The organism is Planococcus chinensis, from assembly GCF_042681545.1.
GTDB classification, from domain to species: domain Bacteria; phylum Bacillota; class Bacilli; order Bacillales_A; family Planococcaceae; genus Planococcus; species Planococcus chinensis.
In genome coordinates this window covers 239,645-260,437 of record NZ_JBHUFW010000004.1, presented here as the reverse complement: position 1 = coordinate 260,437, position 20,793 = coordinate 239,645, and the positions used below count along the sequence as shown (strand labels likewise).

Here is a 20,793-nt window from a genome sequence, read left to right as displayed (position 1 = left end):
AATAGTTTATTTGTATTGCTCATCACATTCCTTTTCTAAATAAGCTTCTACATAATAACAATTATCGTTTTAGTATATCGTTAAGAACGTCTTCTTTACTTGTTTACAAATAACAGGAACTCATCATGGTCTTATCGCTTTCCGCCATAAAATTGATTACGCAAATTCTTTATTCTTAAGCTTAAATCTCACTCTTCTTTCGGAAGAATCTTTTTGAGCCACTTCATATCCATTTGGATTCTTCGACTGCCATCGCCAGGAGTCCCGGCACATATCCATTAGATTCTTTTCTGCTTTCCAGCCAAGCATCTTTTCTGCTTTTTCCGAATCAGCGTAGCATATTGCAATATCTCCTGGACGTCGGCAGATTATTTCATATGACACATCGATTCCATTTACTTCTTGGAAAGTTTTTATGAGATCCAAGACGCTGTATCCTTTGCCGGTCCCTAAGTTGAAGGTCTCTAATCCCTCATTTAAATCCAAGTATTCCAAAGCGTTCAAATGGCCTTTTGCCAAGTCAACGACATGGATATAGTCGCGTACTCCTGTTCCATCTGCAGTATCATAGTCATCTCCAAATATTTGAAGTTTTGCACGTTTTCCAGCTGCTACCTCAGTAATGAATGGCATCAAATTGTTTGGGATGCCAAGCGGATTTTCACCAAGTCTGCCGCTTTCATGCGCTCCAATTGGATTGAAATATCGGAGCGTCGCAATTCGCCAAGAAGTGTTTGCAGCTGCGAGATCTTCCAGCATCTGTTCAATCATCAGCTTTGTACGGCCATAGGGGTTCGTAGCCAACCGCTTAGCACTTTCATTGATTGGCACTTGCTCCGGATCTCCATAGACGGTCGCTGACGAACTGAACACAAATTTTCTCACTTCAAACTTCTCCATGCTCTCAAGTAGATTAACCGTTCCCGTAAAATTATTTCGGTAATATTCCAGTGGCTTATCCACGGATTCACCCACTGCTTTCAAACCAGCAAAATGCATGACGGCATCAATCTTGTGTTCAATAAAAACTTTTTCTAACTGCTTCTTTTGCAAAATATCCCCCTTATAAAATGGAAAATCCTTTCCTGTAATTTCCTTAATACGGTTTACCGCTTCTATTTTAGTGTTTGAAATGTTGTCATATAATACAACTTCATACCCTTTTTCTAATAACTCAACAGCTGCATGACTTCCAATGTATCCAGCTCCGCCAGTTATTAATATCACCATATTTGACTCCTCCTAAAATTTTAAGTTTACAACCGAATCAAAAAGCATTGAAATGAGCAGTTTATTATAAAAAACTAATTAAACTGAATATTCAATCTTTTTTTCTTTTTTGTCAATAGGTAAAAGTAATTTAAACTTAATAAACGGATTATTATGTATTGGAGAAAGTAAGATATATTCAGTATTTATCCCTTTAACCGATATCTTCGACAGAAAAATTTCCCATCCTCTCAACAAGCGCTGCGGAAGCCTGCATTAATCAGCCAATAAACAGTATTATCCTGCACCATCGGCTTTTGTATGATCCTCGGTTTCTCTCTGATTCTATAATGCCTTGGAGTAAACAAATATTCGAAAAATTAATAGAACATTCAGATTTTAATTGACACTCTTTCACATGAGGTAGATACTATAAGTGAATATATAGAACACCCGGATAACCTTATTTTCTACTTAAAATAATCCAGTTTATGAAATTTGCTGAATGATGTTCTTGAACGCTACATAGCTTAGGACTAACACGTATTTGCAAGTCAGTACGATTTAATTTGTAGCGCAACTTTTTCGTACACTTCAATTTGACAGGAGGTCTGCCCTTTCACCTCACTTTTGTTTTAATGGATTCCAATTGTAGTGGTAAAGCACGGAAGAATCTTTAGGAAGGTGAATTCCTATGAAAAAATTCAAAAGAGCAACGGTTGCTTTTTTCATCTACCTTGGCTTCGCGGTAAGTTTATTTCCGACAAATGTTCTGGCACATAATAACGATGACGGTTCTCCGCCGCATTTAATAAGAGGGGTGGAATGTGAATTCTTGCAAAGCGGCCATTTCCGGCTGAAGGCGTTGCCGCCCAATCACGCAACTGCCTGGTGGGGTTTGAAAGATGATGTTGTGCATTGGACTCCAGTGCTTTACCGGTGGGACGGCACCCTGTACATTAAATGGCAGGAACCGACAATTGCCCCCGCCTATGCTTACGTACACCCTTATGGATTTTTCCAAGGCCCAAATCCAGGCTGGCGAAGTGAAACAGGGCAAGGACAGCTGGACTTTTTCCCTTTTCACAGCCTGCCTTCCGGAACCTATAAAGTGTTGAATATGATTCAGTGGGACAGCAATGGGCACGTGCATATGGAATGGTCTCCTAATTTATGCACATTCTAGATTTCGGGATAGGAAAAAGAAAACTTTGGATCACATTCTGCTAATAATGGCTTCTGCCACTCTTTCTAATTGGGAGGCGATTGGGATGTTAAGACAATTTCTCAAGATTTTATTGGCTGCAATAGTTGCCCTCCTATTGCCTGATGATCATCCGGTTCCTCCGCCATGGTATTCAGAATCAGTAGAAGCAACTCCGACTCTTTCACTGGTCTTCAGCGTTTCATCTTCAAAAATAGTTTCGCCCAACTAATAAAACTGAATGGCAAACAAATTCCAATTTGCACAATTATTTTGTAGACCTGAACAAATAATTTTGACGCTAGAAGAATTCAAAGGATGGTAGTTGTATAACGGTTTAAAAGCCGCCAGCGTTGCTGGCGGCTTGCCTATTTTACTATCCTACTTTTAATTCCCTACATAGCCATTGGCATAGGATTGGCAACTTTCCATCGTTCCTTGGTTATAACCTGATAAGAATGCAGCATGGCGTTGCGCTGGCGTACCCCGGTGCTCCGTCGGGAGTTGGGAATAATCTCCGATATCATGCAGTGTTCTGTTTGCTTGTTCTAAATCAGTATTTTGAAGATAGCCTCTTTGATATAGGGAATTGGCCCATACTCCCGATAAGCAGTCTGCATAAAGTTCCTTACTTCTTAATAGCGTAATCGGATTCCCCAAATAAGATTCCATTGCATGGCCCGCTTCGTGCGCAACCAAGAGGGCCGCAGAGAAATGACCTGTAGAATAATAAGGGGATGGATCATTGTTGCGTCTGTAGATTCCGTGCCAATAATTGTAGGCCAGAGCTTGTGAGATATAGACTCTACCGAGCCATGGACAATACTGGGCTGTCTCATCATTCGTTTGAGTCAATGCACCACAACCAATCACTCCCATGCTTTCACCTGGTTTTGGGAAGAAAAAATCCAATGTCGGTACTGGGCTAATTAAATTCTTTTTATCGATTACATTTACCCAGAACGCTTCGACATCATTCGCTACATAATGAAGGAATTCTTCCATCGTTTTGAGACTATCGCCCCAGGTTATTGTTGGTTGGAACGTATTTACTGTTGTTTGCTGCTTTGGAGGCACTTCATGTTCTGCTGAAGTAACACCGTTTGCCAATGCACCACTCCAACTTATTATTAACAAAGGAATTAGCAAAAGAATAATCTTCTTGCGCAATCCATTTTTCATCACGAGCCTCTCCTTAAGTCCGGACAACTCCTGTCCGGTTAATGGAAAATCTTTCGCCAGCTCCTGAATGATGACTGCTAAAGCTTATCTGTTTGTTGCGCCTGTTTTAGCACCGCGCCTCCTCCCCAGAAATCTTTTGTTTTTCCATTTCTTTTGTATAAACAGCTTTCGATCGTCTATGTATAACCCGTTCTACAAACCCATTTTATCATATATATGATAAAATGGCATAAAATTATTACAATATTCAGAATAAACTTCGTGCACTATATTCCCGATTCACTAGTACGACAAGAAAAAAATCCCAACATAGGAGGCACCACCATGAAAAAGAACATCCTGATCTACGGCGTCGGTCCGTTCGGCAGTCTGTTCGCCGAGCGCCTCACTGAAGCCGGGCACAGCGTTTCGCTGCTTGACCATGGGGAGCGGCAGGAAGAATTGAAGGCGTACGGCGTCGTCACGGAAAACACCAAGACCGGGGAGCAGACGGTCACCCGGCTTCCGATCGTGGACCGACTCGGGGAAGACGATGCGTACGATCTCGTCATCCTGCCGGTGCGCAAAAACCTGATTTCCGGAATCCTGCCTATACTCGCCGCCAACAAGCACGTGCCGACGTTCCTGTTCATGATGAACAACGCCGCCGGGCAAAAGGAATTGATTGCTGCGCTCGGCAAGGAGCGGGTCATGTCCGGTTTCCCGCTCCCCGGTGGCTTCAAGAAAGGGCACGTCATGCACATGCTGCCGGTCGATGATAAAAAGCCGATAGCGCTGCCAATCGGCGAACCAGACGGCCGCGTGACGGAGCGGACCCGTGACGTCGCCGCCGTATTGGATTCGATGCGCGGCTACCGGGCAGAAATCAGGACGGACATCGACTACTGGTTGAAAACCCACGTCGCCTTGCTCATTCCTACGCTTGCGCCTGCTGTCTATGCCTGCAATATGGACCTGGAGCGGTTTGCCGCGACGCGGGACGCGCATGTCTTGATGAAGCGCGCCCTTCACGAAGCATTCACCGCCATCCAAAACGTCGGTATCCCGATCACGCCGCCCGGGCTCCGGGCCATCGACGGTATTCCCGAGCCGCTCTTCGTGCTGGCGCTTTCCAAGATAGCGAAGGGCACTACGTTCGAGAACGTCCTCGGCCACCTTGATACCGTGCCGGACGAAGTGAAGCATCTAACCGATGAGTTTCTTACGCTGATCCGCCCCGGACACACGCCGACACCTGCAATCGACCAGCTCGCCGCGTACACATATGGCCAAAAGGAACCGCTGCCGCCAGGCTCAAAAAGCATTCCGCTGCGCTGGGGCTCCGTCTACGGTGCAGCGATCGGCGCCGCAGCCCTGGCCGGACTCGTGGCGATGGCCAGCCGAAAACGTTTGCGGCAATAAACCCCAAAAGGCAGCGGGCTCTTTTGAAAGAGCCCGCTGCCTTCAATGGTGATAGATTTTATTTCTTCAATGGAATAAACCATATTAAAACAATAAAAAGTTCCGGAAAATAAAAAAGCGCTCCCGATTGGAGCTGCCCCGTTTGGTTATTCCTCTTCCAGCAAGTCTTCAGCCGAGCCGATTTCCTCAAGGCTTCCTGCTTCCCGCAATGCCTGTACAAACTCTTCCTGGCTCTTGTAGAAGATCACCTGGTTGTTTCGCGTGCGTGTGTCCATTGTGTTCAGTTGAATGGTGTTGTTCATGTTGTTCCCTCCACTTTCAATTTCTATTATAGTTATTCCCCATCATCCAGCAGATAAACCCCTCTTCCTTTTATCCCTGTACCTTCAGTTCAAAACGAAAAGAACATCTGCTCCTAGCCCCCTTGGCTCCTATATCCAATCTTAGTTGATATCGACTAAATAGTCAAAACTTTCTTTCAAATGTGATAAAGTGAATTTATTCAACTTTGTTCTCGCACCTGGGCGATCACCATATGAATGGGAGGAAAAGGAATGGAACCAGAAATCGTAAAAGTCTTGAAAGCGAAAGGGATTGACGTGCCGGCGCATCACGTGGACATGTTGGTCAACCAGTGGGCGGTTTTTGAAAAGATGCGGGAAACCGTGAAGCAGGAAGCGCTGGCCGATTACGACATCGGCTTGACCCACGTGCCGGGAGGTGACCGCAAATGACGCAGGAACTTGCAGCCAAATCAATTGGCGAACTGGCGCCGCTGCTTGAAACCAAAGAGGTCTCCCCGGTCGAATTGACGGAAGCGGTGCTCCACAACGTCGAGAAATACGACGGCGACGTGAATTCGTATATCATGCTTCAGGCCGAATCGGCGCGTGAGGCCGCCCAAGCCGCTGAACAAGAAATTGCAGCCGGCCATTACCGCGGTCCGCTTCACGGCATTCCGATGGCGCTGAAAGACATCCTTTATTTCAAAGGGGAAACTGCGACGATGGGCTCCGGCATCCACAAGGAGTTCGTGCCCGATTTTGATGCGACGGTTGTCTCCAAATTGAAGGATGCCGGCGTGGTGTTCACCGGCAAGCTGAACATGCATGAGTATGCCTGGGGCGCCACGACCACCAATCCGCATTTCGGCGCCTGCCGCAATCCGTGGGACTTGGAGAAAATTCCGGGCGGTTCAAGCGGGGGGTCCGGAGCGGCCGTCGCGGCCCATATGGCGATCGCATCGCTCGGGACCGATACCGGCGGGTCGATCCGGATCCCTGCAGCGAGCTGCGGCATCATCGGGCTGAAGCCGACGCACGGCCGCATCTCCAAATATGGCTGCTTCCCGCTCGCCTGGAGCCTCGACCACATCGGCCCGATGACGAAGACCGTCCACGACGCCGCGCTGCTGCTTGAGACCTTGGCCGGCTACGATCCGCAGGACCCGACGTCTGTCGACAAACCGTCGCGGAAGTACAGCAGTGGTCTTTCGGGTGACGTGAAAGGCAAAGTGATCGGCATCAACGAGGACTATTTCTTCCGCAATGTTGACAAGCGAGTCGACGAAGCCGTGCGGAATGCGATCCGTGAACTCGAGAAGCTCGGCGCCCGCATCGAGCCCGTCAAGATTCCGTCGCTTTCCATGGCGGAGTACGCGGAACTTGTCACGATCACGTCGGAAGCGAGCGCCATCCATCATCAAAACCTGAAGGAGCATCCCGAAGGGTTCGGCGAAGACACCCGCTTCCTATTGGAATTCGGCGAATTGGTCACCGCTGTCGATTACTTGCAGGCGCAGCAGATCCGCCGCAAGCTGAGCAACGAATTCGCACAGGCCTTCACGCAAGCCGATGTCCTCATCAGCCCGACGCTGCCGTTCCTGCCACCTGGAATCGGCGACAACACGGTCGACATCAATGGCCAGTCTTTAAGCTTTTTGGATGAAGTGATCCGCTTCACCGGCCCCGGCAACCTGACCGGTCTCCCAGCGCTGAGCATCCCATGCGGCGTCCGCGACGGGCTGCCGATCGGCCTGCAGATCATGGGCCCGGCTTTCGAGGAAGAAAAAGTGCTGGACGTCGCGTTCGCCCTGGAGCAGCTGCAGCTGATGAAAGGCGCCAAACCGGAACTGCTGAGCACCCGTTAAAATGAACCTTTGGCCAAGGACTGGCCATCTGAACCACCCCCATCCGACGATTTCCACGCCCGGGTGGGGTTTTCTTCGTTCCTTAAAAACTTCCCGTCTTCGGCCGACAGATACCCGCATTCAAAAAGCCGCCCCTTTGAGGGACGGCACAAATCAGCCCATTGCTAATGAATCAGATGTTCTGCCACGATTGCCAGGGATGGATTGGCCCCCAAGAACACGATCAGCGGAATGATCAGGAGCGCCAAAAGCCATTTTGCCCGTTTCTTCATCATAAGCCTCTCCTTGTTTGTGATAGCCGTTTTCGGCAAACAGCAGTGACGGAAATTCCAGCAGTTGCGCTTGGCCTTATTCACTTTGCCGTTCCGCCTTCACTCCTTTCCTTTTTTATGACGAGGGCATCAAGCAGGCCTTTCCCGGCCATTGGCTCTACGGGAACCTTCCTGGCCCGACTCCTCGGACGTCCGCCGTTGCTCCCTTTTACGCGGCTTGCGCATCAAGGGAAAGCTTCTTTCATCTTGCGTTCATTGAAATGCTGCATCCGATGCCGGCTTATACGTTCAGCCGGCTTATGTAGGCCGTTCATTCGTCCAAAATCACAGCTCTATTTTAACACATTATCGACTATTTTGATAACAATATTTGAAACATTCAGATTTTTTATTACATTACTTTTTGGTGTCCTTCAACCGAGGGAACGGCTGCCCTGCTTCTCCTTCTCATTTCGGACCGCATTTCCCCCTTTCCCTCTGACTAGGACCATTAGATTCCAAACGGTTATACAAAATTTTCGGAATGTGGATTAAAGCAGCTGTGCGGAGGGAAGGTAGGAAGTACAAACGATGAGGGAAAGGAAGAGAACATCCATGGCTTTCCGAAATGAAGAATCTGAACCGGCCACCGACACTGTATTGAAGCACATTCAGCTTGATCCCGCTTACCACATTAAAAAGAAAGTCATGGAAACCATGCTCTACTCGGTCTACATCATAACCGCCATCGAAAAAGGGGCGTTTTCAGATAAAGTGCTGCTGGTCCGCCACCCGCCTGCCGCGGCGCCTACTTCCTGCGTATTGCCCGTTGAGCTCGAAGAAAGCGAGACGATGACCGAGTCCATCCAGAAAATCACAGCCGCGCTATTGGACGATCCGGCATTTTAGGAGCGATTCCGCTCCATCAAAAAACCCCTTTCGTGAACCTGAATTCACGGAAGGGGTTTTTCATGGTTTCCACGTTAATTGTGTCTGTGCCTGGCACACAAAAATTTTGACTTCAAGTATCCAGGAAATCTTTGCCCGCCAGCTCCCCTATGCGATAAAGGAATTCTTTCGCCAGCCCGACGGTGTTTTCCAGATCGCCCAAATCGACGATCTCCACCGGCGAATGTGTGTAGCGCGACGGAATGGAGATGACGCCCGATGAGACGCCGGTCGACGTCATATGGATGGCCCCGGCATCGGTGCCGATGCCCATGAAGACTTCCAGCTGATGCGGAATTCCGCCTTCAACAGCTGCCTTCTGCAAAAGCCCTGTGACAAGCGGATGGGCGATCAGCGACTTGTCGGCAATCTTGATGCACGGACCGCCGCCTAGCACACGCGTCCCGGTCATCAGTACGTCGTACGTGTCGCTCGTCGGCGTGGTGTCGATCGCGAGCGCAAAGTCCGGCTGGATTGCAGGCGACAACACAGATGCTCCGCGCAGCCCGACTTCTTCCTGCACAGTGAAGGCAAAATAGATATCGCCGTGCGGCCGCTCCGGAGCATCCTTCAATTCCTCGATGAGCCGGATCAATACCGCACAGCCGGCCCGGTCATCGAGTGCTTTTCCGGCGACGCGGTTCCGTGCCTTGCCGCCGATGCGCTTGAGCCCGCTGCCGTAAGAGATCGGCTGGCCGACTTTCACACCCATCTCTAGGGCCTCTTCGGCATTCGCAGCCCCGATGTCGATGTAAAGTTCCCGGTGGGACTCAATGCGTTTCGGGTCGTCCCATTTCACGTAATGCATGGATAGCGTCCCGATGACACCTTCCACATAGCCTTCCGACCCTTTGATCGTCACCGGCTGAGCCAGCAGGATGCGGTCATCAAACCCGCCAAGCTTCTCGAACCGGAGCGTGCCGTTCGGCTCGATCTTCTTGACGATCAGCCCGATTTCATCCGAATGCGCGGCCAATAAAACCGACGGCATCTTGGAATCGGTGGCGTTCAGTTTCACGATGAGGTTGCCCAAGGCATCCACGTGCATTTCGTCTGCCCGTTTTTTCACTTTATCCCGGATCAACCGCTGCACATCCTGTTCGAAGCCGCTCGGGCCAACCCGTTCGCATAGTTCCTTCAATAAATCGTACACACAATCACTCCATCATCATTTATTGGACAAGTACACGTCCGTCAGCAAATCGTTGCTCATCGGATGCGGCACGAAATCTTCCACGTAATCCATCTGCGCAAGCGGCGGCGTAGTGTACGCAAGCATCAGCCACGGCACGTCTTTCTGGAACAACTGCTGCGCCTGCTTATAAAGTTCGATGCGCTTGTCCTGGTCGATCGTCTCACGCGCTTCGGTAATCAAAGCCGTGAACTCCTCGCTCTTATAGAACGCAATGTTCTGCGCCGGGACGGTAGCATTCGTCTGGCTGAGGTTCGGGTACAGGAAATTGTCCGGATCCGCCATTACACCGGTCCAGCCGTAAAGCGCCATTTCGTGCGCCCCTGCTTTCGTGTCCTCCAAGTACGTCGCCCATTCCATCGAGACGATCTCCGCTTCGATGCCGACTTTCGCCAAATCCGACTGGATCGCTTCCGCAATCTTCATCGGCTCCGGCATATATGGGCGCGGGTTGCTCATCGTATGCAATTTCGTCTTGAACCCGTTTTCAAACCCGGCTTCTTTCAAAAGCTTCTTCGCTTCTTCGACATTGTAGTCGTATTTCTCCAAGGAATCGTCATGGCTCCAGAGCGATGGCGGCAACGGGCTCGTTGCCGGATCGGCCAGGCCGTTATAGAACGCATCGACAATGTTTTCCTTATTGACGGCCATGTTGATCGCCTGGCGGACCAAAGGGTTGTCGAACGGCGCTTTTTCCGTGTTGAACGCCATATAGCCGATATTGAAACTTGGGCGCTTCAATAGTTCCAGCCCATCCGTGTCTTCCACAATACTGGTATCGGTAGCGTTCATGCCATCAAGCAAGTCGATTTCGCCGGTCTGCAGGGCATTGAGGCGTGCCGTATTTTCCGGAATCACCTGGAAGATGACCTTGTCCAGATACGGCTTCCCTTCCATCCAGTACTTGGGGTTTTTCGCGAGTGTGATCGTGTTGTTGCGGCTCCATTCCTCGAACATGAACGGACCTGTCCCCACCGGGTTTTCGTTCAGCGTATCGCCGTATTTCTCGATTGCTGCCGGGCTCGCGATGCCGAACATCGAAATCGCCAGATAGCTCAAGAACGGCGCCGTTTTGCGCTTCAGCTTGATTTCCAGCTCGTGGTCGCCGGTCGCTTTCACATGCTCGATCAAGTGGTTTTCGTCCCCTTTAAATCCGCCGTAAAGGAACGGGTAGTACGGGAAATCCCCTTGGTGGTACGGGTTTTTCGGATCCATCCAGCGGTCGAAGTTGAAGACGACCGCTTCTGCATTGAAATCGGTGCTATCGTGGAACTTCACGCCTTCGCGCAATTTGAACGTCCACGTCAGCCCGTCTTCACTCGAACTGTATTCAGTCGCCAGCTTCGGCTGCAATTCCAGGTTTTGGTCGTATTCCAATAACGTCTCAAAGATATTGTGCGTCACCCGGATCGATTCACCGTCCGTCACATTGATCGGATCGAGCCCGACCGAATCGGCGCCGCGGCCGTAGACGAGTGTGCCGCCTTGCTTGTCGCCTTCCGAAGCTTCGCCCCCTTCACCGGTGGTTGCTTCGTCGTTGCCGGAACAAGCGGCCAGCAATAAAACAAGAACCAATGCCAAAACAAATCCAAAACGTACTCTTTTCTTCATCTTTCGTTCCTCCTTTTTGTAACTGATGCTAGTGCAGCAGGCTTTGGCTGAATAAAAGCCGCTTCCTGCATCTTCTTTGAACCCTGTTCCCCCTCCTTCATCTGAACAAAAGTACATTAAAAAATGTAAATGCTTTCATAACGAAAGAAATACTTCATTTCCTATTTCCTTTCGTTTTACGAATAAACCTAGTTTATTGCTAATAGTTGCCTGTGTCAACGTAATTTTTAAAGATTCTGTGAATAAAAACATTTTTTTGAGGCATTCGGTACCTGCTCTTCTCAAGCACCAAAAAAGGCTGCGCTGGCGCCGCTTATTTTAGGGCAATCAGGCAGTCTTTATTGGTTTTCAAATAAATTGAATGATATTTGTTTAGAATGCAGATTGAAAAACAAGCAAGGTTAAACCTTCTTCACTTTAACTAATTGGAAATAGTTTTTAAGTACTTGCCATGTTTCTACAATTTATTGATTCACAACCAACCAAAAAGAACTGATGCTATTCGGATGGGTATGGTGAGTGACGGGGATATATTCAGGTTTTTTAAGCTACACTTCTTTACTTACGATAACTTTTTTAGCCGCAATTACAGTTCCTTTGTCCACATAGAACAAAGCCAAGAAATAGACCAGAATACATAATGCTATTGAAATAGCACTCCAAACAGGCAAATCGGAAATAGATTGGAGAAGCAATGCAACAGCGGACATGATAAGCGTACAAATTAATGGCTTTATTACATTCTTAAGAATACGATGTGCACTGATTTTAAAAATGATACTCATAACAAATAAACCAGGAATTATTAAGTCGAGTCTTACAAACGCTCTCGCATAAACGAGTTCCCAGAAACCAACCTGTAAAGAGATTAAACAGACCGGTATGATAATCAACAAGTCTATCGTCTGCAAGAAAAGTGATATCTTAGGTCTACCCATAGATCGGTATACTTCGCTGAAAATACTTACCATAACTAGTCTGATAGCAGACGTTAAGGCCCACAGACCTAGGATCGTACTCGCTTCGGTCCATTTCGGACCCAACATGATGCTTGTGGCAAAATCCCGATACAGAAATAACCCCATGCCAATCGGAAAAACTAAAAAAGCAAGTAATCTTTGTGCACTTAAAAACATAGCCGTAAACTTGTAGTGGTCATTTTGAAGTCTCGATAAAGCGGAGAAAAGAACAGGATTCATAGAAGCAGTAATAAGCGCAAATAATGATTCGACCATATTTAATGAAGTCCGATATAAACCCACAAAGTATTCGCTTAGGAAACTGCCGATGATAAAAACATCCACCCAAGCTGTCAGCCAAATGGCAGTCGCTTCTAACAATGTCCAACTGCTAAAAGAAAACATGGTCTTAAAAAGAGAAAAACTATAGAAAAAAGAAGGTTTCCATTCCGAAATCCGCATAAAAATTATAGCGCTTGATATAGAGCCGGAGATGGTCCCAATAATAATTGACCAGTATCCATAACCAAAGAAAGCTAATGGCAATGTAACGAATAAAGGAATTGTTACAATTACAATCCGCACCAAAAATAAAAGCTTAAAATTGTAATCCCTCCGATTTAAAGCTATTTGCACACTAGAAAAAGCGTAAATTGGAATTTGCATTGCTGCAAATGCAATTACGTTTCCTAATGCAGGGTTCCCCACTGCAGCAGCGAGCTGGTGCCTGAAAATAAAAATGAACGCGTATATTACCAGCGAAATGAATAGGCTTGTCCAAAAAGCCACATTAGCAGTTTTCTCTTTTTCTTCAGTGTCCGAAAATTCATGCTGGACCAAATATTTCTGGAATCCTGCATCAGTAAACATCTCTGCAAAGCTCACAACCATTACCACAATCGTAATAATCCCGAATGCTTCAGGCGCTAGTAGCCTGGCTAAAATAATATTTGTGACCGGAGTAACCAATTTTGCCGCCACTTCAGTAAAGGTTGACCACTTAGCGGCATGACCGATTTTTGAAGACATCGAATTTTGACTCACATCTCAATTCTCCCTCCCTCATTTTCCTTTCTCATACTTCCAATAACGTTTCATTAAAATTTCTGGAAGTCATCCATTCCCTATGAACTTAAAAGAAAGCAACTGGTAAAAAAGAAAAAGAAGAGCACTATCGAGACTAACTATCCAGTCTATGAATTAATGATTTCAATGACTTATATAGCCATTTTGTAAGCATACCTATAAAGGTTATAAAAGATATAAAATAATCAATCCTGACAACGGGTTCTTATTGTAAGTGCTCTGAATGATATTGTTCCATCTGTCTGCTGTCTACAGAAAAACCTTCCCCCCTACCCTCTACTATTCCTTTCCAATAATTGAATATTTTTTCAACCGATAATTCTTCTCTAATTTGAAAAGCATTTTTAGATAATTTATGGCTTAAACTTTCATCCAAAGCCAATTCCTTCATCGCTTTATATAAGGCAATTGTGTCGTTAACAGGAATTAACATCCCATTTTCATAAGGTTTAATAATCATCCTGGCACCTCCTACTGGACAATCTGTGCAGATTGTCGGCAAGCCGATCGCCATTGCTTCCAACATCGAATTAGAAATCCCCTCGTAATTAGATGAAGAAACATAAATGGCGTTCGACTTTATTGTTTCATGCAAGTCGTCTTTGTGTCCGTGAAAAGTAATTTGGTTTTCTTTTGACTGTTTAGCCTTGGCATATTCTTTCAATTCTTGTTCCAAGCAACCTCTTCCATAAATAGATAATTTATAATCTGGAAATTCTTCTACGAACATCATAAAAGCGTCAATCAACATGGGCAAATTTTTGCCGGCATCTAATCTGCAAAAATTGACAATCTCTTTTTTTCTTCTTCCTACATGGGGCATGGGCAGTTCATTACTAATCGGATTAGGAATAAGTCTCCCTTTTTTTTGAATAGCTGGCGAAAAATATTCTTTTGCATCCGTAGTCTGAAATACGATAGAGTCAGCTAATCTAAGCTGCATATTCCTCACCTTTTTTAATAAATATTGTCTCGGCAGCTTTTCAGGATTGCTTCTTTCAGAGAGAATAACTTTTTTCTTTGAAAATAAGAGGATAGGAAGCAGGTGGATATTGGTAACGGGCATAGCTAAAGAAATAATTACATCACTCTTTAAGCGCTTTATCAGCGGATAGATTTCCATAAAGTTGTCGGCAAGCTTTTTATATTTATTTGATGATTTTTTTAGTGTTAGGTAATATTTTTTCACGTTAGGATTTACATAATACTCTTTTTCCGCTTCGCTTAAGATTATCATTTTTACATTAAAACCTTTGTTGCTAAATTCATTAGCCAGTATAGAAGTAACTCTTTCAGCCCCTCCACCATCAAGGCTTTCAATTAAAAAAGTGATATTTTTTGATTGCATGCTTTTCATCCCCCTAACAATAATTATTCGTTAGATTGTTATTTCAAAATCGATAAAGTTGTAAAATTTTCTCTACCAGCCCTTTTATGCGAAAATCAAGACCTCATATTTTTAAAAACATAAAATAAACTGAAAATTTAGAATTTGTATTATTTTGATTTTATCCTATTTATAATTTTTGTCTAGAACATTTAGCAAATCTTTATAGAAAATTGCCAGTCAACTCTATAAAACTTTTAACAAATCTACATTCTTTAAATGTCAAAGACTCACTTCCATTTAAAAGGATCAGATGAAAATTGAGAAATTAAATCGATTTTTCCTTCTGCTTGTTCTGCCTTAACGATAATTTCTTAAGCTTTAAATAAGCTTTTACTATGATCGTAATTAAACTCACCCGCTCTATTTTCATGTCAATAATTTCATAGTTTTCAGTTGCGTTATAAGTATGCATACCGTGCCACTCTTTATTTTGACTGAATTTGAGCTGGTGGGTAAATATTCTTTCATGTTCTTTCTCTTTGTACATTTCCGTTGAAAGGTTAAGAATTTCATTAAATATTAACGCTTCTCCATACGTGTTCGTACATAATTGAGATGGCCGATACATTTTTCCTTGATGCTTCAAAATGTTTCCTGCTGGCCTTTTGGTTTCACTACAATCTACCAGCGAAGACACCATTCTAATTCCATTTTTGTCTTGGGACAAATATTGAAATTCTTTTAAGCCGTCCTTTTTAACATACAAAAATATATGTGTTTTGTTATTCGGTTCAATGAACAATGTCGTATCCACTGATCCAAAACCACTTGCTAATTCTTTTTCTTTTGTCCATTGGCTAGGAAAAGATACGGCTTTATAACGGGCAATTGAACTATCTTGACCAGATTCCGGAATCATATACCAAGATTCTCCCTCCCTATAGATAAAAGGATAAGAGAGGTGGTAAGGCTCTTTCAGAATGATATGTATTTTTCCGGCTTTGTTGTCCCTTATTTTTCTATAACCGAGTACTCCTCTTCTCAATATTCTGTCGTAAGCTTCAAAAAAAACCAATAAACTTTCCCTTTCTTCAACTATAAAAGGATCAGCACACCAGTAACGCCAACTATTTTTAAGGACAATAAAAGGAGTTTCTTTATCAGTGAAGATATTTTCTTCATCTCTTTTTCTTCTATAAGCAATGCTCCATTCTTCATCCCTAAAGGTTTTCTTTAACATAGAAACACCTTCCTTTTACTCAAAATTTATAATTATAAATGTACGAAAAAGCTATATAACATACAGAAAGATTAATGAAGATAAACAAAATTTGGTTTGGAAGATCTTTTACCAAAAAGCAAGGATGAGTAAAGTAATTTTTTATCTTTAATTCTTTTCACAAAATAACCTCTTCTTTATAACTTGACCTCATCCTAATAGAAGCAAGTTAAAAGAAGGTTAAGTGAACTAAAAATTCAGTTATGAAGGAAGAGAAAAACGTCCTTCAATCAGCAATTTCCAACTCATTGAAAGACGTTTCTCTATTTTTATATCCCTTCGCAGAATGTTTGAAGAGAACAGCATTCACAATGTAGCCTCGTATTGTAATTGGAATCTGACCGTTTTTATTGCAATTGCTGCTTTACAGATATTTAAAAGCGATAAAAACTTACAAACAGTCAAGGTGAATTGCTTAAACACGAGCTTTCTACAAGTTAGAGTCTCCATAATTTCAACGCTTCCGGTTTTTCGCTCAGTGGCAATACACTTTTAACATCCACTACGATTCCACTTCCATCTTTCAGCAACGACTGCACGTTATCCCATCCTTTTTCAAGGTATTCCCGGTGAGGAACCGCTAAAACGACTGCATCAGCTTTCTCTAAGTCGTCCATTTCAATCAATGAGACGCCGTATTCCCGCAACCCGTCTTTAGCATTCGCTTCTGCATCTGTCACTTGAACTTCAACATCATATTCCTGCAATTCCCGAATGACATCTATCACTTTCGAATTGCGTAGATCTGGCACATTTTCTTTGAATGTAAGTCCCAGTACAGTGACTTTTGCACCCTGTACGCCAATGCCAGCTTTAATCATTTTTTTCACCAATGTTCTAGCAATGAACTTTCCTAAATCGTCATTGATTCGGCGTCCCGCTAAAATAACATCCGGCTGGTAGCCAACTGCTTGCGCTTTATGTGTGAGATAGTATGGATCAACTCCGATACAATGGCCTCCTACTAAACCTGGAGAAAAGTTAAGGAAATTCCATTTTGTTCCCGCTGCGGCAAGCACTTCAGTAGTATCAATATCCAACCGGTCAAAAATTAGCGCTAGCTCATTCATCAATGCAATATTGACATCACGCTGTGTATTTTCAATGACTTTCGCCGCTTCTGCTACTTTAATTGAACTCGCTTTGTAGACTCCAGCCTTTACAACACTGGCATAGGTAGCTGCTACAATTTCAAGAACTTCGGGGGTTTGGCCTGAGACTACTTTCGTAATTGTTGTAAAGGTACGTTTTTTGTCTCCAGGATTAATCCGCTCGGGTGAATAGCCTACGAAGAAATCGACACCGCATTTCATATCAGAGAACTTTTCAAGCACAGGTACACAGACTTCTTCAGTAGCTCCTGGATAAACAGTGGATTCAAATACGACAATTGTACCTTTTGCTAAGTTTTTTCCTACAGTTTCGGATGCTTTGATAAGAGGCGTCAAATCAGGCTGTTTATGCTCATTGATTGGTGTTGGTACAGCGACAATGACAAAATCAGCTTCCTTAAGTTTTGCCCCATCAGAAGTAAAGTCAATTGAAGCTTCTCTTAACTCTTCTCCCGTTACTTCATTTGTATAATCAGTTCCTTGTATTAATGTAGAAATCCGATTTTCGTTAATATCAAATCCAATGATTCTATGTTCTTTTCCAAATGCCACTGCCACCGGCAACCCGACATAGCCCAATCCCACAACTCCGATTTTTCTATCCATTATAATTTCACTCCATAGTAGTCAATATACCAGTCGACGAATTTCCCTACACCATCTTTAATATGGGTTTGTGGCTGGAAATCAATATCTCGATATAAATCCGCTACATCTGCATAAGTCGCAGGAACATCCCCTGCTTGAAGCGGCATGTAATTCTTTATTGCTTTCTTGCCTACTTTTTCTTCAATCGCTTCAATAAAGTCCATTAAATTAACAGGATTATTATTTCCGATGTTATAAATTTTATAAGGTGCATAACTTGTACCTGGATCAGGATTTTCGCCTGACCAGTCCGGATTAGGAAGTGCAGGTTTTTCGATCAATCGAGAAATTGATTCTACAATATCGTCTACAAAAGTGAAATCCCTCATCATTTCCCCATTATTGTAAACATTGATTGGTTTACCTTCGATGATATTTTTTGTGAACATAAACAATGCCATGTCTGGTCTGCCCCAAGGGCCATATACTGTGAAGAATCGTAACCCTATAGTAGGTATTTTGTAGAGACTGCTATATGTATGCGCCATCAGTTCATTCGCCTTTTTGGTCGCCGCATATAAGCTTAATGGATGATCTATGTTATCATGGACCGAAAACGGCAAGGAGGTGTTTGCTCCATATACAGAGCTAGAAGATGCATAGATAAGATGCTTAACTTCATTATGACGACAAGCTTCAAGAATATTTATAAACCCGACAATGTTCGAATCAATGTATGCTTTTGGGTTTTCTAGGCTGTATCTGACTCCGGCCTGTGCAGCTAAGTTTATAACTACATGCGGCTGGTTTTGTTCAAAAATCTCCGAAATTTTTTTGCTATCTTCTAAATCTGTTTTATAAAATATAAAATTCGAATTCCTTAATAAATCCAAACGGGATTCTTTTAAAGTTACTGAGTAGTAATCGTTAAGATTGTCAATTCCAATTATTGAATAGTTTAACTCCAATAATTTTTGCGTTAAAGCAAAACCGATGAACCCAGCTACACCAGTTATTAATATTCTCATGGGATAACCTCACTTTTTCTTAGAATATATTTTGTATAGAGATTAAAATACTCACATATAATGTCGTCAATTAAATATCTTCTGTTGATAACTTAAGCCTTCAAATGAGAGCGTAAATATTTTGTTTATCTAAATAAATAGGAATATAATAAAACGTTGACTTACCAAATGGAAGTATTCGAATCTCTTTTATTGGAAAAGTGCTGACCTTGCCGAAAGATCGATAAATTTCCAATAACAATTCCCTCTCACTCCGCATCAATCCTCTCCCTCCAGCGGAAGGTACTTTTCAGCGAAATCCGAGTACTGGTTCAGCAAGCGGCCAGAAGCATTCGAGTCCTGCAGCACTTCCATGACACCCGTGCACACGTCCTCCCATGTGAGAAGACGGATATTGGGTTGGTAACTCGGCTCGATCACATTAGCCAGGACGGCATCGTATTCCTTGCGGATCTTCCGGTTGCCTTCCGGATAAATGATGATTAATAAGTTCTCGCCTGTCTCATCGATGTAAGAGATGTTGCGCATCAATTGGTAGTCATCCATGAAACTTTCATAATCATCGAGACCTGGTTTAAGCTTTTCGGCTAATCCTTCCTGATAGTAGGAGTCATACTTTGACCGATAGTCGATGCCCGCCTTCTTTTTTCCAAAACCGTCTTCTGTATATTTGATTTCAAAGAAGAGTTTCTTCCCCGAAGCCAATTCGATGTAAAAGTCGAAATTTGTACCGTCCCCTCCGGCTACTTCCATTTCAAAACTGCATTCTTTTACATCTTCATCTTCCAACTGCAGAACTTCCAAAAGTGCTGAGAGCTGCTTTTCCTTCATGATTGGATAAAAAAAATTTAGGCAAACCGCTTGGGAAGAGGTTAAATGATGAAAGCCCCAGTGCCGGTTGATGCCTTTTTCCTCTATGTGATTCGCCAAATCAATTCGATACGGCTCCAACAGGTTCAAATTTTTATGGCTGACAGGCAGTATATGTTCATAATCATCGATGCCCCAATTGCCAGGTTCCTCAACCCCAAGCCGATTCACTTTGTAATCCGATAAATGTTTTTCCATATCCTTTTTAAACGCCAACCCAATTCCTCCCGCCAATATATGTTTCTTTTTTTCAGATCGTTAAATCGCGTTTCTTTTTAATGCTTTTCCGTCCCATTGAGTGACCCAGTCCCCTTTGCCCAGAACCCCGGCAGAAATACAACCCCATCCCCCGCACAAACCCTCCGGTAAACTTCCGGATTCCAAACCTTGCTCCCCACGCATTGCCGGAAGCTCGTGTTCAAGGCGAACTGCTTCTTGTACAGATACAGCCCCTCTTTCGGGTTCGCGCTGCCCAGATGGATCCGCTCGAAGCCGTGCGTTTTCCCCCACAGCGTCAGCCCGTATTGCATGACGTGCGCGGGCGACAGCGATTCGAATTCCGGGAGCGTCAAAGCCAGGTGGCAACAGATTTCGTTTTCGTCGATAAAGCTCAGGCTCATGCCGATCGTGATGCGCTTGTACGTCGCTTCCACCACAACGAGCTTGCCGCCGAGCGATTCCATGCATTTATTGAAATACGGTCCGTCGAGATCGTCCGGGCCGATGCTACTCGCGTGTTTCGACAAGGCAAGATAGAATCGCTTGAACTTCTCGAACTGCGCCGGTTCGGTGCTGACCGAATACTCGACGCCTGCGCACAGGCCATTCCGGATCATCGATTTGAACGGCTCCGAGAATTCCACATGCTCCGGGCTTTTGAACGAGGCGAGGTCCGTCGCAAAGCCTTCGCCTGCGTAATCGATATCGTAATAGCCGACAAAATCCAGCACATTGGACCGCACCGGGTGGAAGCGCACAAACTCGCAGATGATGTTGTTCTCTTCGCAATACGACTGGAACGCCCATTGGAACTCGTCCACGAGCTCCCATTTGTCCCCTTCGCTGCAGCCCGAGATGACCGGTCCGCCGTACATGAGCGGCGTGACCAGGTCGTAGTAGGTTTCGCCATCGACCTTCACCGCGATTTCCCGCTTCAGGAACGTATGCTTCACCGTCCCCTTGCTGTGCTGGAACTCGAACACTTCACATGCGCCGTCGCCGACCGTTTCATAGGAGCGGCCACCGGGCTGGTTAAAGAATAGATCCCTCATTGAAATCCCCTCTTTTCTTTTATGTACAGGAGCGGAAAGTATACGTATCCCATCTAATGCCTTCATCCTAATCCTGGCAGGTTAAAAGGAAGTTAAACTTGCTGAATAAAACCTCTTCCAAAA

General features: G+C 44.7%; 17 protein-coding genes. 5 read left to right on the top strand and 12 right to left on the bottom strand.

Annotation, left to right across the window (positions count from 1 at the left end):
* Positions 1-156 precede the first annotated feature (156 nt).
* Positions 157-1,230 (bottom strand): UDP-glucose 4-epimerase GalE, encoded by a 1,074-nt coding sequence (gene galE, locus ACFSDB_RS03645; RefSeq protein WP_204890942.1) that lies wholly within the window; start codon positions 1,228-1,230, stop codon positions 157-159.
* A gap of 673 nt (positions 1,231-1,903) precedes the next feature.
* Between galE and ACFSDB_RS03640 the strand changes: the two genes are divergently transcribed.
* Positions 1,904-2,395 (top strand): hypothetical protein, encoded by a 492-nt coding sequence (locus ACFSDB_RS03640; RefSeq protein WP_204890943.1) that lies wholly within the window; start codon positions 1,904-1,906, stop codon positions 2,393-2,395.
* Positions 2,396-2,800: 405 nt separating this feature from the next.
* Here the strand turns inward: ACFSDB_RS03640 and ACFSDB_RS03635 are convergent, their stop codons facing one another.
* Positions 2,801-3,595, bottom strand: a complete 795-nt coding sequence (locus ACFSDB_RS03635; protein ID WP_204890944.1) for a neutral zinc metallopeptidase — start codon at positions 3,593-3,595, stop codon at positions 2,801-2,803.
* Positions 3,596-3,811: 216 nt separating this feature from the next.
* On the opposite strand from ACFSDB_RS03635, the gene ACFSDB_RS03630 reads away from it, so the two are divergent.
* The gene (locus ACFSDB_RS03630; RefSeq protein WP_377339159.1) at positions 3,812-4,996 is read left to right on the top strand and encodes a ketopantoate reductase family protein; all 1,185 of its coding nucleotides are present in this window, start codon (positions 3,812-3,814) and stop codon (positions 4,994-4,996) included.
* Between the two features lie 146 nt (positions 4,997-5,142).
* Here the strand turns inward: ACFSDB_RS03630 and ACFSDB_RS03625 are convergent, their stop codons facing one another.
* Entirely contained in the window at positions 5,143-5,298 is a 156-nt protein-coding gene (locus ACFSDB_RS03625) for a hypothetical protein (protein WP_204890946.1), read from the bottom strand.
* A gap of 252 nt (positions 5,299-5,550) precedes the next feature.
* On the opposite strand from ACFSDB_RS03625, the gene ACFSDB_RS03620 reads away from it, so the two are divergent.
* From ACFSDB_RS03620 to ACFSDB_RS03610, 3 genes are all read left to right on the top strand, one after another.
* A complete protein-coding gene (locus ACFSDB_RS03620) occupies positions 5,551-5,730 on the top strand; it encodes a hypothetical protein (RefSeq protein ID WP_204890947.1) in 180 nt (59 codons plus the stop codon).
* Positions 5,727-7,145 carry an amidase gene (locus tag ACFSDB_RS03615; RefSeq protein ID WP_204890948.1) on the top strand — a complete coding sequence of 473 codons (1,419 nt, stop codon included), beginning with the start codon at positions 5,727-5,729 and terminating at the stop codon, positions 7,143-7,145. The genes ACFSDB_RS03620 and ACFSDB_RS03615 overlap by 4 nt, the downstream gene beginning before the upstream one ends.
* Before the next feature lie 866 nt (positions 7,146-8,011).
* Positions 8,012-8,305, top strand: a complete 294-nt coding sequence (locus ACFSDB_RS03610) for a hypothetical protein (protein WP_204890949.1) — start codon at positions 8,012-8,014, stop codon at positions 8,303-8,305.
* Positions 8,306-8,417: 112 nt separating this feature from the next.
* On the opposite strand, the gene ACFSDB_RS03605 is transcribed toward ACFSDB_RS03610, so the two are convergent.
* The 9 genes from ACFSDB_RS03605 to ACFSDB_RS03565 form a co-directional block, all read right to left on the bottom strand.
* Positions 8,418-9,497: a M42 family metallopeptidase gene (locus tag ACFSDB_RS03605; protein ID WP_204890950.1), complete on the bottom strand. Its 1,080-nt coding sequence runs from the start codon at positions 9,495-9,497 to the stop codon at positions 8,418-8,420.
* 15 nt (positions 9,498-9,512) lie between these two features.
* Positions 9,513-11,147, bottom strand: coding sequence for an ABC transporter substrate-binding protein (locus tag ACFSDB_RS03600; RefSeq protein WP_204890951.1), 1,635 nt, complete (start codon positions 11,145-11,147; stop codon positions 9,513-9,515).
* Positions 11,148-11,695: 548 nt separating this feature from the next.
* Positions 11,696-13,150, bottom strand: a complete 1,455-nt coding sequence (locus ACFSDB_RS03595; protein WP_377339152.1) for a lipopolysaccharide biosynthesis protein — start codon at positions 13,148-13,150, stop codon at positions 11,696-11,698.
* Positions 13,151-13,397: 247 nt separating this feature from the next.
* Positions 13,398-14,540 carry a glycosyltransferase gene (locus ACFSDB_RS03590; protein WP_204890952.1) on the bottom strand — a complete coding sequence of 381 codons (1,143 nt, stop codon included), beginning with the start codon at positions 14,538-14,540 and terminating at the stop codon, positions 13,398-13,400.
* Positions 14,541-14,847: 307 nt separating this feature from the next.
* Complete coding sequence (locus ACFSDB_RS03585; protein WP_204890953.1) at positions 14,848-15,762, bottom strand: glucosamine inositolphosphorylceramide transferase family protein; 915 nt, start codon at positions 15,760-15,762, stop codon at positions 14,848-14,850.
* Positions 15,763-16,238: 476 nt separating this feature from the next.
* Entirely contained in the window at positions 16,239-17,519 is a 1,281-nt protein-coding gene (locus ACFSDB_RS03580) for a nucleotide sugar dehydrogenase (protein ID WP_204890954.1), read from the bottom strand.
* Positions 17,519-18,529 (bottom strand): NAD-dependent epimerase, encoded by a 1,011-nt coding sequence (locus ACFSDB_RS03575; RefSeq protein WP_204890955.1) that lies wholly within the window; start codon positions 18,527-18,529, stop codon positions 17,519-17,521. The genes ACFSDB_RS03580 and ACFSDB_RS03575 overlap by 1 nt, the downstream gene beginning before the upstream one ends.
* 258 nt (positions 18,530-18,787) lie before the next feature.
* Positions 18,788-19,615 carry a PGN_0703 family putative restriction endonuclease gene (locus ACFSDB_RS03570; RefSeq protein ID WP_204890956.1) on the bottom strand — a complete coding sequence of 276 codons (828 nt, stop codon included), beginning with the start codon at positions 19,613-19,615 and terminating at the stop codon, positions 18,788-18,790.
* Between the two features lie 59 nt (positions 19,616-19,674).
* The gene (locus tag ACFSDB_RS03565; RefSeq protein WP_204890957.1) at positions 19,675-20,670 is read right to left on the bottom strand and encodes a GNAT family N-acetyltransferase; all 996 of its coding nucleotides are present in this window, start codon (positions 20,668-20,670) and stop codon (positions 19,675-19,677) included.
* Between the last annotated feature and the right edge of the window lie 123 nt (positions 20,671-20,793).

Bases quoted from the DNA above. Each gene is read 5' to 3' on its own strand.
- galE (WP_204890942.1), bottom strand. From the start codon at position 1,230: ATGGTGATATTAATAACTGGCGGAGCTGGATACATTGGAAGTCATGCA.
- ACFSDB_RS03640 (WP_204890943.1), top strand. From the start codon at position 1,904: ATGAAAAAATTCAAAAGAGCAACGGTTGCTTTTTTCATCTACCTTGGC.
- ACFSDB_RS03635 (WP_204890944.1), bottom strand. From the start codon at position 3,595: ATGAAAAATGGATTGCGCAAGAAGATTATTCTTTTGCTAATTCCTTTG.
- ACFSDB_RS03630 (WP_377339159.1), top strand. From the start codon at position 3,812: ATGATAAAATGGCATAAAATTATTACAATATTCAGAATAAACTTCGTG.
- ACFSDB_RS03625 (WP_204890946.1), bottom strand. From the start codon at position 5,298: ATGAACAACACCATTCAACTGAACACAATGGACACACGCACGCGAAAC.
- ACFSDB_RS03620 (WP_204890947.1), top strand. From the start codon at position 5,551: ATGGAACCAGAAATCGTAAAAGTCTTGAAAGCGAAAGGGATTGACGTG.
- ACFSDB_RS03615 (WP_204890948.1), top strand. From the start codon at position 5,727: ATGACGCAGGAACTTGCAGCCAAATCAATTGGCGAACTGGCGCCGCTG.
- ACFSDB_RS03610 (WP_204890949.1), top strand. From the start codon at position 8,012: ATGGCTTTCCGAAATGAAGAATCTGAACCGGCCACCGACACTGTATTG.
- ACFSDB_RS03600 (WP_204890951.1), bottom strand. From the start codon at position 11,147: ATGAAGAAAAGAGTACGTTTTGGATTTGTTTTGGCATTGGTTCTTGTT.
- ACFSDB_RS03590 (WP_204890952.1), bottom strand. From the start codon at position 14,540: ATGCAATCAAAAAATATCACTTTTTTAATTGAAAGCCTTGATGGTGGA.
- ACFSDB_RS03585 (WP_204890953.1), bottom strand. From the start codon at position 15,762: ATGTTAAAGAAAACCTTTAGGGATGAAGAATGGAGCATTGCTTATAGA.
- ACFSDB_RS03580 (WP_204890954.1), bottom strand. From the start codon at position 17,519: ATGGATAGAAAAATCGGAGTTGTGGGATTGGGCTATGTCGGGTTGCCG.
- ACFSDB_RS03575 (WP_204890955.1), bottom strand. From the start codon at position 18,529: ATGAGAATATTAATAACTGGTGTAGCTGGGTTCATCGGTTTTGCTTTA.
- ACFSDB_RS03565 (WP_204890957.1), bottom strand. From the start codon at position 20,670: ATGAGGGATCTATTCTTTAACCAGCCCGGTGGCCGCTCCTATGAAACG.